Annotated in this window: 7 protein-coding genes; all 7 read right to left on the reverse strand. The window is 67.7% G+C overall.

Going from position 1 to position 14,257, the window contains the following annotated elements:
- Nucleotides 1–480, reverse strand: a 480-nt coding sequence (locus tag AC1DYM_RS22195) for a glycosyltransferase (RefSeq protein ID WP_477342088.1), incomplete at its 3' end; no start/stop codon positions are given.
- On the reverse strand, nucleotides 477–1,835 hold the full coding sequence (locus AC1DYM_RS22200) for a phenylacetate--CoA ligase family protein (protein ID WP_477342090.1): 1,359 nt from the start codon (nucleotides 1,833–1,835) through the stop codon (nucleotides 477–479). The genes AC1DYM_RS22195 and AC1DYM_RS22200, both read right to left, overlap by 4 nt.
- Nucleotides 1,832–3,094 carry an O-antigen ligase family protein gene (locus tag AC1DYM_RS22205; protein WP_477342092.1) on the reverse strand — a complete coding sequence of 421 codons (1,263 nt, stop codon included), beginning with the start codon at nucleotides 3,092–3,094 and terminating at the stop codon, nucleotides 1,832–1,834. Before AC1DYM_RS22205 ends, AC1DYM_RS22200 begins: the two co-directional genes overlap by 4 nt.
- Nucleotides 3,082–4,176 carry a polysaccharide deacetylase family protein gene (locus tag AC1DYM_RS22210; protein WP_477342094.1) on the reverse strand — a complete coding sequence of 365 codons (1,095 nt, stop codon included), beginning with the start codon at nucleotides 4,174–4,176 and terminating at the stop codon, nucleotides 3,082–3,084. Before AC1DYM_RS22210 ends, AC1DYM_RS22205 begins: the two co-directional genes overlap by 13 nt.
- 5 nt (nucleotides 4,177–4,181) lie before the next feature.
- Entirely contained in the window at nucleotides 4,182–5,315 is a 1,134-nt protein-coding gene (locus AC1DYM_RS22215) for a glycosyltransferase family 2 protein (RefSeq protein WP_477342096.1), read from the reverse strand.
- Between the two features lie 24 nt (nucleotides 5,316–5,339).
- Nucleotides 5,340–11,714 carry an amino acid adenylation domain-containing protein gene (locus AC1DYM_RS22220; protein ID WP_477342098.1) on the reverse strand — a complete coding sequence of 2,125 codons (6,375 nt, stop codon included), beginning with the start codon at nucleotides 11,712–11,714 and terminating at the stop codon, nucleotides 5,340–5,342.
- On the reverse strand, nucleotides 11,711–14,257 hold a 2,547-nt coding region (locus AC1DYM_RS22225; RefSeq protein ID WP_477342100.1), incomplete at its 5' end, for an aminotransferase class III-fold pyridoxal phosphate-dependent enzyme. The genes AC1DYM_RS22220 and AC1DYM_RS22225, both read right to left, overlap by 4 nt.

The raw sequence follows: 14,257 nt of genomic DNA on the forward strand, positions 1-14,257 counted from the left end.
GCAAGCCTTCGCCGCCGGCACGATGCCCCGATGCACCGCATCGCGACGTGCTGCCTCGCAGACGGCGACCACCGCATCGGTGGCCTTCATGGCACGGCGGAACAACCACTCGCGACGGCCGGGCTTCTGCTGGCCACCCATGCCGTGACGGGTGTTCACCACCTGCCTGATACCCATGCCGGCCGAGGCGAGCACGGCCTGGTAGTGCGCGACCGCGTTATGCGTGTGCAGCACTTCGGGCCGGTGGGCCGTCATGTAGCCGCGTGCGCGGCCGATGGCGCGCAGATCGAAGCCGCGCCGCTTGTGGCAGGCGTGCACGGGAATGCCGAGTGCGTCCAGTTCGCCGGCCAGCGAGCCGCGTTCGAACAGGCAGATCACCTGGACTTTGTGGCCGAGCCGGTGCTGCTCGGTGACCAGGTCGAGCACCATGCGCTCGAGACCGCCCCGATTGAGGTTCTCGACGAAATGCGTGATGTTCACGAGGTCAGCTCCGATACGGTGACGCGCAGCTTGCCGCTTCGCGTCAGCGGAATGTCGTCGACGAAGTGGCAATGCAGCTCGGCGCTTTCACCGAGCACCTTGGCGACCTCACGGCGGATGTAGTCGAGGGAGGCATCGTTGAATTGATCGCCGCGGACGATCGACAGGTCGAGCCGGTCGAGGCGTCGTTGCACCAGCTGGAAACGGGTCAGGCCCGGCACGTCCTTGAGCATGTGCGGGAAGAACTCGCCCGGCAACACGTGGCCGGCCGGCGTGCGGATGGCGTCCAGCTTGCGTCCATCCACCGAAGCGAGCCTCGGCAGGCCGCGGCCACAGGGGCAGGGCTCGCCACTGGCGTGGGTGGCCATATCGCCGTTGACATATCGGATGAACGGCATGCCGTAGTTGAAGAGGTCGGTGATGGCGATCTCGCCGCTGCCCTCGAGCGTCGGACGGCCGCTGGCGTCCAGCGTCTCGACCACGAGGTGATCGGCGTTGACGTGGAGCCCGTTGCGATGCTCGCATTCGGAGGCGATGAGCATGAATTCGCGGCAGCCATAGGTGTTGAAGGCTGGTGCGCCGAAGGCGCGCTCGATGATCTCGCGCTGGAAGGGGTGCAGGGCCTCGGCGGCGCCGATGATGGACGTCGGCGCGGCGACGCGACGGTTATTCGCCAGCAGCCATTCGGCCAGGCGGACCAGCGGTCCCACGTAGCTCACGATGACCTCGGGCCGGTACGCATCGATGGCGTCAGCGTAGCTGGCGAGGTTGGTCTCGGTCATCTCGAAACTGTTGAGCAGCTTGCGGGCGAACACGGCGTTGTACAGGCGATCCTTCAGCTGGTGACCCGCACTGGGGTTGCCGACCGGGCCTCCCCAGAGGAACAGCGTCCGGCGCCCCATGCGTGAGCCGGCCCAGCCGTACCCGCGCCACATCACCGCGACGCGCCGGTCGTTGCTCTCGCGCGTGAAGCCGAAACGCAGGGGCTCGCCCGTGGAACCGCCGGTGGCCTTGTAGCCGAGGCCGTCCTTCAACGACGTGGCTTTCAGGTCATCGGCGTGGTTGCGGATGTCGGCCTTGGTCAGCACGGGCAACCGCGCGAAGTCGGCCATGCTGCGGATGTCCTGCGGGGCGATGCCGAGCGCGCTCCAGTGCTCGCGGTAGAACGGCACCTCCCGATAACACCATGCGAGCAGGCGCTGCAGGCGTTCGAACTGCAGCGCCTCGATCCGCTCGCGGCTGAGCCATTGATCGTTCTCGTACCGGCGCATGTACCTCGGCGTCTCGCGCCGGCGCAGGCCGCCTTCGTAAGCGGGCCAGATGACGTTGCGCAGCGCGGACTCGTAGAGACTCATACGGTTCTCAGCAGGACGGCGACGAGAACGAAGAGGGCGGCGACACTGCCTGCCGCCGCGGGAACCCAGCGCCATCCGCCATCGGACAGGCGGAAGAAGGGCAGTTCCGGCCAGCGTTTGCGTGCGCCGATGTAGTGGCCCGCGACCATCGCGGCGATCAGGTAGAGCACCACCATGTAGCTGCGACTGAGGAAGAACGCGGCGGCGAACAGGCCGCACAGCGACAGCAGCAGGGTCAGCGCCATCTGCTTCTCCATCGCCCATTCCGCTTCGATGGCCGGATCGTTTCCGGGCACGCGGACGTGGCGGATGATAGTCAGCATCATCCAGAAGCCGTAACCGACGAAGGCCAGCCACGTGACGAAGCCAACGAAACCCGTCTCGGCCAACACCAGCACGAAGGAGTTGTGCGCGGTCAGTTCGTTGTATTCGGTGAAGTTGCCGGCACCGACGCCGAAGGCAGGGTTGTCACGGAACATCTCCAGTCCTGCGTACCAGGCGTCGACGCGTCCCGCAGCGGATTCCTCGCCGGCGTCCAGCTCGTCCATGCGCGAGGAGACCAGCTTCATCGCGGTCAGGCCAAGCACGCCGAGGATGCCCGCCACCACCATACCCTTGCGATACCACACGTAGCAGCCGGCGATGATCAGCACGGCGAGCAGCGCGCCGCGCGAGTTGGTCAGCACGATGCCGTAGAGCAGCAGCATGGTGCAGCCGAGCCAGAGCGGACGCGTCATGCCGGCGCCGCGCCGGCCGAGGAACACCGCCATGGGCAGGCAGGCGGCGAACAGCAGGCCCAGGTCGTTCGGGTCGTTGAAGATGCCGACGTACTGGATGCGACCGCCTTCGCTCAGCGGGATGCCAGTCCAGCCGGTACCCAGGCGCGACTGTTCCACGCCATGCAGGGCCAGCACCGCGGCGCAGGCGACGAAGACGCCCATGGCAATGCGCACGCGCCTCTGCGTGTTACAGGCCGCACCGAAGACGAAGAACGCGATCACGACCGGCCCGAACCGTGCGAGTTCGTCGATCGCGCCTCCTGTCCATCCGTTGGTGACCTGGGAGATCATCAGGATCACCAGGAAGGCGGGCAGGATAAGGAACTGCGGGGCGGCGAAGGTCTTCGCGTTCGAGAACAGCCAGGCACCGAACGCGAGCAACAGCACGGCGGGAAGCACGGGCACGTTCTCCAGTCCCGGGAGGTAATCCTGGGGCCGGATGATCGTGAGTACCACATAGAAGAGGATCAGGGGGAACATGCGTGATCCTTCGGGCCGTTCGCTTCATGCGCCGCCGTGGGATAGCTCATCAGCTGCGGAAGGGCGAGCATCGCGGCGAACCAGCCCGGACCCATGTTGCTTTCCACCGGCAGGCGGTTAAGGGCGTAGCGGTTCACCGAGGGCTCGGCATTGGTCCCGCAGATATAACTGCAGCCCAGCTTGAAGCCTGCATTTCGCGTGGCCGCGATCACGGCGTCGTTGTACGCGCGGTCGCCGCCCACGGGGTAGGACATGAGGATGGAGGGATGACGGAGCTCGCGGTCGAGCGTGGTCTTGGATTCGCGGATTTCCCGTTCCATCTCGTCCTGCGGCAGGCGCGCGAGCATGCGGTGGTGCACGCCGTGGGAGCCGAACTCCAGGCCTGCGGCTTCCATCTCCCGCGCCTGGTCCCAGGTCATCGGGCGGCAGTCGACCGGCCGGGCGTTGGCCGAGGGCATGTTCCATTCCGCTTCCAGACGCTCGGTCATGGCGGCCTGGCCCAAGGCATCCAGCCATTTCATCTTCAGCAGGACGCTGCCGGCGATACGCCGGCGCGAGGCGCGGTCGGCAGGTAGCGCCACGTCGATCTGCAACTCGGGCAGCACGAGACGCGGCACGCGCGTCATCAGGATCATGTGGACGAGCCAGTCGTACGCATACGGCCTGCCGCTGTCGATATGGCCGGTGGAAACAAAGAAAGTCGCCGGCACGCCGAGCTCGTCGAGGATCGGCGCGGCGATCCGGTAGTTGTCGTCGTAGCCGTCGTCGAAGGTCACGGCCACGGTGTCCGGCGGCAGCGCTTCGCCGGCGTCCAGCGAAGCGACGACATCGGTCAGGCGCATGGGCCTGAAGTACTTGCGGATGCGCAGCATCTGCTCGCGGAACTGGTCCGGCGGCGTGCTGATCAGTTCGAGGTCGAACTCGTAGGTGTCCGGATCGGGCAGCGGCATGATCCGGTGGTAGGCGAGGATGCGCAGGTCGCGCTGCCACCACGCCCGCACCCGCTGCAACGAATGCAGCAGGCCGCTGGAGTAACACAGCTCGCCGAGACGGCCACGGATGCCTGGAGCGCCATCGTTCATGTCGATCACCATAGGTGCAGCCTTCGGTTGCGGGCGAAGGCAAGCAGGGCCTGGGCCGCGAAGAGGTTGAGGTAGAAGAACGCGAGGGCGATACGTAAGGGCAGCAGACGACCGAGCGCCGGTCGCAGGCGTGCGAGGCCGACCATGAACGCGCCGGCGACAAGACAGCAGAACGCGACGGCATACATCGGGTGTCGCATGAACAGCAGGCCGGTACTCAACGTCAGGGTGAGGATGAGCCACGGTGCACACAGGCGAAGGAGCTTATGGCTGACGAAACGCAGCCACAGCGGGTTGCGCCACGGCAGCAACAGCCAGGGGGCAAGCTGGATCAGCTGGTAGTTGCCCGCCAGCGTACGAATCTTGCGGCGGCGCTCGTCTTCGGGCACCTGCGAGGGCTGGTCCCAGGCCATGGCGCGCGGTTCGAAGACCACGCGCTTGCCTTGCGCGGCGACGCGCATGGGTACGAGTACGTCATCGAGGACGGTGCCCGGGGGAATCGGCTGGAAGAGACTGCGACGCATCGCGTAGAGCGCACCGCTCACGCCGATGGTGGAGCCGGAGCGGCTCTCCGCGTGGCGGATCCCTTTCTCGTAGCGCCAGTAGAAATCGACGCCTTGGGCAAAGCCCGTCCGTACGTTCTCCATGTGCAGTTCGCCGCCGACCGCGCCCACCGTGGGGTCGGCGAGGTTAGCGACCAGTTCGGTCAGCGCGGTAGGCGAGAGCTTCTGGCGTACGTCGGTGAACAACAGCACCTCGCCACGCGTCAGCGCCACCGCGTCGTTGAGGCAGGCGGCCTTGCCGCGACGATTGGGGAAATCCAGCACGGTCAGGCGCGGATCGGTGGAGCGGCGTGCTGTCGTCACCGTGCTGTCGTGGCAACCATCGCAGGCGATCACGATGTCGATGAGTTCGGCCGGATAGTCCAGCGCCTGCAGGCTGGCCAGCTTCGCTCGGATGAAGCCCGCACCATCGTGCACCGCGATCACGATGCTTACCGTCGGCAGGATGGTGCGACGGGCKACCGGCCGCGGGCGAAGACGCGCCTGCAGCCACATCAGCACGGGATAGCCGACGAAGACATGGACCAGCAACAGGGCCGACGTCCAGCAGGCGAGCCAGGCAAGGTGCGAGATCATGGCGTTCCCCCCGGTGCCATCGTGTCAACCGCGCCCGAGCAGGCGACTGAACAGGCCACGTTTCGACGCGGGAGGCGCCACCGGCGAAGCCAGGGCGAGATCCGCGGCGAGCGTGCCGAGCGTACCGTTCGCGATATCGAGCAGGTTCAGTTGCACGCCCGTGAGTTTCTGCACGCGCATGGCCATGTCGACGGCGAGCAGGGAGTGACCGCCGACGTCRAAGAAGTTGTCGCTGGTGCGTACCCGGCACATGCCCAGGAGCTCCTGCCACACCGTCGCCAGCAGGCGCTCACTTTCGGTATGCGGCGCATCGCTGCTCGGTGTGCCCTGACCGGCATGCTGCTCYGTCGGCAGCGGCAGCGCGGCGATGTCCGGCTCCCCCGTCGCCAGCAGTGGCATGGCGTCGAGCAGGGTCAGGCTGGCCGGCATCGACCACGCGGGCAGGTGGGTGGCCAGTGCGGCACGCACGCCTTCCACGTCGGGCTGGCAGCCCGGTGTCGCGACGGCATAGGCGTCGATGCGCTGGTCACCGGCGTGGCCGGTACGGGGTACCGCTAGCGCACGGATGATGCCGGGCTGGGCGAGCAACAAGGTCTCGATGGCGGTGGGTTCGATGTCCAGGCCGTACCGGCGAATGCGCCGATCGTCACGGTCGAGCACCTGGACCACGCCATCGGCGAGCCAGCGGCCGCGATAGCCCGTGCGGACAAGACGATCGTCGCCCGGCTGGCGATCGGCCAGCGCGCGCGTGCCGAACGGCATGGCGAGGCCGCGGCCGGCGATAGCGACTTCGCCGGTCGCGCCGATCGGGGAAGGCTCGCCGTCGTCGTCGAGCATCCAGATTTCGCTGTTGGCCAGCGGGCGGCCTTCATGCAGCGCATCGACGGCACCGTCCACGCGGCCGCAGGTGGCGACCGGTGCCGACAAGGCGTCGCCGAACAGCGTCCACAGGCCGGCTGTGCGCTCCCCGATATGCATGGCCAGTTCCGGCGTGGGCATGCCCCCGACGACGGCGGCCTCCAACGTCCGGTCACCGGCCCAGTCCTTCTCGAGCAGCGCATGCCAGGTTTCCGGCGTAGCGATGAACCGGTCCAGTGGGGTGAGTTCGCCCCGTGCAAGATCCTGTGGCTCCTGCACCACCCATGAGCCGCCGACGGCCAGGGCGAGCAGGGGCTCGATGATCGACAAGGGATCGTTCGCCAGCGCGTCGCCACCGATGCGCTGGTCGGCACGCAGGTCGAGTGCCTTGACCAGGCCTTCGACGGTGTTGGTCAGCGAGCGATGGGAGAGCGAGGCGCCACGCGCGTTGCCGTCGGGTCCGGGTACGTGGAAGGCGATGGCCGCGGCATCGGGTTCGGGATAGGCGCCGACCGGCACGTCGTCGAGAAGCACGCCATCGATTTCGGCGTGGTCCGCGTCGAGCCAGAGCGCGCAGGCGCGCGGCCAGTCCAACGTGGCCTCCAGGGCGATGTCGCCGATCATCACGGTCATGCGCGCGTCTGCCACGATGTCGCGCAGGCGCGCGGCAGGATCGGCACGATCCAGCAGCAAGGCCGTGCTGCCGGTATGGGCAATGGCGAGGAGGCCGGCAAGGCGGTCGGCGCCGGGGTCGACGCAGAGGCCGACGACGCTGCCCTGCAGTGCGCCACGATCGCGTAGCAGGATCGCCATGCGCAGCGCACGGCGCAGCAGGGCGACGTAGCTGGTGGTACGCGGACCGTGGATGACGGCGGTCGCATCAGGCGCGAGTTTCGCGCGGGCTTCCACCATTGCGTACAGGTCGAGCGGCAGGTGGGCGTCACTGCCCGTGGCGTTCCAGCCGCGCATCTTCTCGCGTTCGGCGGGCGTTGCCGCCGTGAGCGAACCCACCGAGAGCGAGGGATCGGCGGCGACACGCTTCATCATGTCGAGATAGCGCTCGCGCATGAGGCGCGCGGTGCTGGCCTGGAGCAGGTCGGCGTTGTAAGTGACGCCACCCACCATGCCGGCGTTGCTCTCGAGGAACCACAGACCGAGGTCCTCCGTCGCGGCGCTCTGGAAGAGCAGGATCTGTTCGTGTGCCAGGCCACCCCAGTCGACCGAACGTTGCCGTGCGTCCTGGAACGAGAACAGCGCCTGGTATAGCGTGGCGCCGGCACCGTGGCCGACCTTCAGCTCGCGCTGCAGGTATTCCAGCGGCACATCCGGGTGACCGAAGGCTTCGATGGCAGTGCGCTTCACGTGGCGCACGAATTCGAGGAAGGACAGCGCAGGGTCGACGCTGACATGCAGCGGCAACAGGTTGTTGAAGTAGCCCATGACCGACTCGACCTCGGTCTGGTTGCGGCCGCGCACCGGTGTGCCGACGACCAGTTCGTGCTGGCCTGCCGAGCTCGACAGCATCGCGTAATACAGCGCGAGCAAGGTCATGTTGAGCGTGGCGTCGGCCTGCTTCGCCACCTCGTGCATCGCGTCGGTGTCATCGCGCGAGACGCGGATCCACTCGGTGCGACCCAGTCCGGACATGCCAGGGCGGCGCGGATGATCCGTCGGCAGGGCACGCACGTCGCCCATCTGGGCAAGGCGCTCGCGCCAGAAGCCGAGTTGCGACTGGAAGGCCGGGGACTCCAGCCAGTGCGAATGCCACTCGGCGAAATCGCCATACGTCACCGGCAGGGCGGCAAGCGGCGAGGGCAACCCGGCGACGAAGGCGCGATACAGCGCCGACAGTTCGTTGTAGAGGATGTCGAACGACCAGCCGTCCCAGATGATGTGGTGCGGCATGAAGAAGAAGGCGTGTTCGTCGGCGGAGAGACGGAACATGCGCGCGCTGAACAACGGCGCGCTACCCAGGTCGAACGGCGTGTCGGTCAGTTCCTGCAGGCGCTGCATCAGGCGCGCCTCGCGCTCCTCGGCGGGCAGGTCCGAGAGGTCTTCGGCCGGGAACAACGGATACGCCAGTTGCGACGAGACGACTTGCGCGATGTCCTGGCCGACGTCGCGGAACGCGGTGCGCATGCTCGGCTGCCGCTGGATCAGTGCCTGGAACGCCATGTCGAAGGCGTGTTCGTCGAGCCGTCCGCGCAGGCGATGCGCCGAGGGCGCGTTATAGGTTACGCGGCCAGGATGCATGCGTTCGAGCGCCCAGAGGCGGCGCTGCATGAGCGACAGTGGTGCGTGATCCTGCTCGACGCGGTGGTCGATCGGAGCGGCGGCGGGAGCGCTGCCGCTGGCGACCTGCGAGCCGATCGCGGCTGCGAGCTGCTCGATGGTGGGAGCATCGAACAGCGTGCGGAACGAGAGCGTGACGTCGAACTCGCGATTGAGCCGGGCCGTCAGCTGAGCGGCCAGCAGGCTGTGGCCGCCCAGCGAGAAAAAGTCGTCGCGAACGTCGAGATCGGGCAGGCTGAGTACCGCTTCCATCGCGGCGGCGACGCGCCGCTCGTCCTCGTTGCGCGGCGCCATGCGCTCGCCGGGCGTGGCCACGGAGTGCGCGATCGGCGGCGGCAGCGCTTTGCGATCGATCTTGCCGTTAGGCATCAAGGGAATCGCATCGAGCGCGAGGATGTGCTGCGGGATCATGTAGTCGGGGAGTCGGGAACGCAGCCGCGAGCGCAACGTCTCCTCGCTGACCGTCGCGCCGTCGCGACCCACCACGTAGGCCACCAGACGCACGTCGCCGGGGCGATCTTCACGTGCGATGACGACGGCACGACCGACGTCGGGGCTGTCGGCGATCACGCTTTCGATTTCGCCGGGCTCGATGCGATAGCCGCGCACCTTCACCTGGAAATCCAGGCGGCCGAGGTGCTCGATCATGCCGTTGGCCAGCCAGCGCCCGCGGTCGCCCGTGCGGTACATGCGCGAATCCGGGGTCTCCGACCAGGGATCGGGAACGAAACGTTCGGCGGTGAGCTGCGGACGGTCGAGATAGCCGAGGGTGACACCGGCACCGCCGATGTGGATCTCGCCGGGAATACCGAGCGGGCAATGGTTGCCGCGCTCGTCGAGGATATGCACGGTGGTGTTCGCGATGGGACGGCCGATGTAGATGCCCTCGCGCGGATCCGATACACGCCAGTAGGTCGAATACACCGTGGTCTCGGTCGGGCCGTAGCCGTTCCACACTTCGCCGCAGCGGTCGAGCAGGGCTTCGGCCAGGTCGACCGGCAGCGGCTCGCCGCCGGAGACGGCACGGAACGCCGGGCGGCCATGCCAGCCGGCGTCGACGAGCAGGCGCCAACCCGCCGGCGTGGCCTGCATCATCGTCGCATCGACTTCTTCGATGAGCCGACGCAGCTGGCCCCCGTCGCGCACGTCGTCACGACCGGCGACCACGATCTCGGCGCCGCTGGTCAGCGGGAGCATCAGCTCCATGAAGGCGATGTCGAACGAGAGCGTGGTCACCGCGACGAGGCGATCGTCCGGTGCGATGCCTGGCACGCGCTGCATGCTGGTCAGGAAGTTGGCAGCGGCCCGGTGCGGCACGCGCACACCCTTCGGGCGCCCCGTCGAGCCGGAGGTGAAGATCACATAGGCGACCGAATCGGGCGTCGCCGCCTTGCGGTTGCGCTCCGGGCGATCGAACGAGGCGTGCACCACTTCGTCGCTGGCCAGCGAAAGCACGCGCGTCGGATCGAAGGGGAAGGCCAGTGGTGCGCTGTCGTCGATGACGAGGGCAGCCAGGGCGGCGTCTTCGGCCATGAAGGTGAGGCGGTCGGCAGGGAAGGTCGGGTCCAGTGGAACGTAGCCGGCGCCGGACTTGAGCACGCCGAGCACGCCAGCGACCATGTCCAGTCCGCGCGAGAGCGACAGTCCGACCAGGTCCCCGTGACCGATACCGCGATCGCGCAAGGCGTTGGCGACACGGTTGGAGCGTGACTCCAGTGCGGCGTAGCTCAGCGAGCGGTCGGCGTGACGCACGGCCGACCGCTCGGGTGCGCGGTCTACCTGCTGTTCGAAGAATTCGTGCGCAAGGCGCAGTTCCGGGAACGGCGTCGGCGCGGGTTGCAGCGCGGCCAGTTCGCGGTACACCGCGTCGGACACGATCGGTAGCGCCACGGCCTCGGCCGTCGGGTCGAGCGCTGCCTGGCGAAGGAGCATCGCATACGCGTCGAGCCAGCCCTGGATCGTCGCGCCATCGAACAGGTCGGCGTTGTACTGGCATTCCAGGCGCAACGCGCCATCGACCTGCACCGCGTTGATGAAGAGTTCGAAGTTCTCGTACGCGCGCGGCACGGCTTCCACGTCGAAGCGCAGGCCCGGGAACGTCACCGTGCTCTCGTCGAGTTGCGCGTCGAGGTTGAACAGCACCGTCACCAGGGGCAGGCGCGAGGGATCCCGCGCGATCGACAGGCGGGCGAGCAGGCTGCCCAGCGTGTAGCGCTGGTGATCGAAGGCATCGAGGAGGTCGTTGCGGACCGTACCGAGGAGTTCGGCGAAGGTGGCGGTCTCGCCGATCTGCGTACGCAGGGGCAGGACGTTGACGCAATGGCCGACCAGGGTGTCATGGCCTTCCGCTGCCTGGCCTGCCGATGGCATGCCGATGACGACATCGTCCTGCCCCGCGATACGGCGAAGCAGGACGGCGAAGCCCGTCAGCAGCGTGGCGTAGAAGCTCGCGCCATGCGCCGCGCCCAGGCGCTTGATCGCGGTGACATCGGCCGGGTCCAGCGTGCGGTCTTCGCGCCGTGAGGTGAACGACCGACGGCGGGGGCGGGAACGGTCCGTGGGGAGGTCGAGCACGGGCGCGGAGCCGGCAAAGCGCCCGAGCCAGTACTGTTCGTCCTCGCGGGCTGCCCCGGTGCCGGCGTGCGCGGCCTCGGCCAACGCGAAGTTCGAGAACGCGCCGGCGGCGGCCGGGCCTGCGCCCTGTCCCGTGCCCTGCGCGTAAAGAGCGGCGAGATCGCGAACGATCACGCCGAAAGACCAGCCGTCGCACACGATGTGATGCGCGGCGATGGTGAGCAGGTGGCGGTCCGCCGCGAGGCGGAAGACTTCCGCGCGCACCAGCGGGCCGTGTTCGAGATCGAACGGCGTGGTGACGATGCGGTTGAACGCGTTCATGATCCTCGCGTCGCTCTCGAACGGCGCGAGCAGCGAGAGGTCGTGGAAGGCGATCGGCAGGGTGGTGTGTTCGGCGATGAACAGGCTCTCGCCATCGCTGCTGAAGGTGGCCCGGAGCGCTTCGTGGCGATCGACGATCGCCTGCAGGGCCGCCTCGAGAGCCGGCACGTCGAGCAAGCCCTTGAGGTTGATCGAGACCGCTTCGTTGTATGCCAGCGAGGCTTCCGGCTCCAGCCGGGATGCCAGCCACACCTCGCGTTGGGGCTCCGTGGTCGGCACGAGCCGCGACAGCGGCGCACCGGCGAAGGGGTCATAGTCGACCGCTGTGGCGGCGGCCAGCTCGTTCGGCATCATGCGGTGACCCTCAGGTACTTGCCCGGCGCATCCGGGTTGGGAACGAACCACGCGGGACGGCCTTCGGGATCCTTGCCCAGGCGCGCACCCGGCATGGGCGGACGCTCGGCATCGAAGGAGGCCGTCTCGCGGCGGCGCGGCAGGAATTCGGCTTCCTGCATTTCGAGAATCGATTCGCGGAACGCGGCGACGATGGCGGCGAAATCCGCCTCGCTGTGCGACGTGGTGAAGAAGCAGGGGAAGTTGTCGAGGATGTGGATGCCGCGGCTGCGCATCATCGCGAAGAGCAGATCCTGCAGCGGATGATCCTCGGTGAAGGTGGTCTTCCACACCGACGCGAAGTGGACCACATGGATCGGCGCACCGACACTCACGCAGAACGCATTCAGTTCCTCGGCCATGGCGGTGACCTTGGCGTTGAGCGTCGCCTGCAGCTGGCCGCCCTCGGTGGCGAGATGGGTGAGCACCGCGTGCGCCGCGGCCAGGGCCAGCGGGTGGCGAACGAAGGTGCCGGCGAAATAGGTGACGCCCACCGTCGGCGTGGAGTCGTCGCCGAAGCGCCAGTGACCACCGTCGAGGGCGTCCATGAAGCGGCGCTTGCCGGCGATCACGCCGATCGGAAAGCCGCCGCCGACGACCTTGCCATAGGAAGCCATGTCGGCGTCGATGCCGAGCACGGCCTGGGCACCGCGTGGGTGCGCGCGGAAACCGGTGACCACTTCGTCAAAGATGAGCAGCGAACCGGCTTCCTCGGTGATCGCACGCAGTTCCTGCAGGAACTCGACGGGCTGGAAGTCGGGGCGGCGGCTCTGCACCGGCTCGACCAGGACGGCGGCGATCTCGGACGCGCGTTCGCGGATGATCTGCAGCGACTCGGGCGTGCCGTAGTCGAGCACGAGGACATGTTCGGAGGTATTGCGCAGGATGCCCGGCGCGGCCGGCACGGACTTTAGCTTCTTCGTGCCGCGCACGATCACTTCGTCGAAGATGCCGTGGTACGAGCCGGTGAAGATCACCAGCGTGTCGCGGCCGGTGACGGTGCGCGCGACGCGCACGCAGCCCATGACCGCCTCGGAACCGGTGTTGCACAGGGCGGCACGATCGAAGCCGGTGAGGTCGCACACCTGTTTGGCGACGATACCTGCCAGCGGATGCTGCGGGCCGATTTCGTACCCGGCGTCGAGCTGCTTGCGCACGGCGTCGAGGACGAAATCCGGCTGCCAGCCGAACAGGTTCATGCCGAAGCCGTTCAGTGCGTCGACATAGCCGTTGCCGTCGATGTCCCAGACCTTCGAGCCCTTCGAGCGCTCGATCACGATCTGGTAGATGATTTCTTTCAGCAGGGGACGGAAACCGTTGACCACGCGCGGATCGGCGAGATGGCCACGGTGTTCCTCGGTATAGGCCTTGGAAGTCTTCGTGCGCTCGATGTAGCGGCGCATGAAGGCGTCCAGCCGGGCGCGCTGCCGACCGCTGAGTTCGGTCGCGCCATGGTGGATGCGCGCGATCGCGCCGAAGGCCTTCTTGACGTCGTAAGTGGTGTGAGCGAGCGCGGCTTCTTCGTCCGGCGTCGCGCCCCCGTTCGCCCCGGCAGCGAAGCCCTGCTCGGTAGGAGCCGATTCATCGGCGAAGGGTGCTCGCGACGAACTGGCGGCTGCTGCCGCAGCCATCGCCGATGAATCGGCTCCTACAGGGGCAGCAGCCGCTGCCGCGACATTCTGGGCAAGTGCGGGAGCGGCGGCTCCCGCCAGCAACGCCAGCTGTTCCCGCATGATCTGCATCTGCTGCGCGATCACGTCCTGGACCAGCCCGCCGCCCATGGCCATCGGCATGGGCGCCGCCGCCGTGACAGGCGCGGCGACGGCCGCGGCCACGGGCGCCACCGGCTGGGCTTCAGCCGGCAACAGGCGATCGATGTGCGCCGCGAGCCGTTCGAACGACGAGCAGCCGTCCATCAGTTCGCGGAAGGTGATTTTCAATGCGTAAGTTTTCTGCAGCTGCAGCGCCACCTGGGTGAGCGACAGCGAATCCAGGCCCAGTTCCACAAAATTGGCTCCCGGATCGACACCTTCGAGCTCGGTACCCGAGACATCCTCGAAGAGGGCGAGGAGTTCGCCGACGAGGCGCTGCGGACGGGCATGGCTGGCGGGGACGGAAGGCATCGGCATGAGGGGCTCCGGAACGACGGGAGAAGCAGGCGAAAGGGCGGCGGCGATCGGGGTCACGGACGCCGGCAGGCGCGCATCGATCCAGTGCCGTTTGCGCTCGAAGGGGTAGGTCGGCAGGCGTACATGACGCCGGTTCTCGCGGTGGTCGAAGGCGCCGGTGTCGATCGCGACGCCGGCGGACCACAGGGCGCCGGCAGCACCGAGCCATGCGCTGCGCTCGTCGGCCGGGCCGTCGCCCAGCGAGGCGACGATCGTGCGGCCACGACTCTGCGAGTGTTGGCGGGCGAGCAGGGCGAGACTGGGACGCGGACCGACTTCGAGGAAGGCGTGTGTACCGTCGTCCAGCGTGTGCTGCAGCGCCGGTGAGAAGCGCAC

It is taken from the genome of Luteibacter sp. P1_D3 (assembly GCF_056406135.1).

What these genes read in the sequence shown, in the direction of transcription:
- AC1DYM_RS22200 (WP_477342090.1), bottom strand. Translation starts at nt 1,835, where the DNA reads ATGAGTCTCTACGAGTCCGCGCTGCGCAACGTCATCTGGCCCGCTTAC.
- AC1DYM_RS22205 (WP_477342092.1), bottom strand. Translation starts at nt 3,094, where the DNA reads ATGTTCCCCCTGATCCTCTTCTATGTGGTACTCACGATCATCCGGCCC.
- AC1DYM_RS22210 (WP_477342094.1), bottom strand. Translation starts at nt 4,176, where the DNA reads ATGAACGATGGCGCTCCAGGCATCCGTGGCCGTCTCGGCGAGCTGTGT.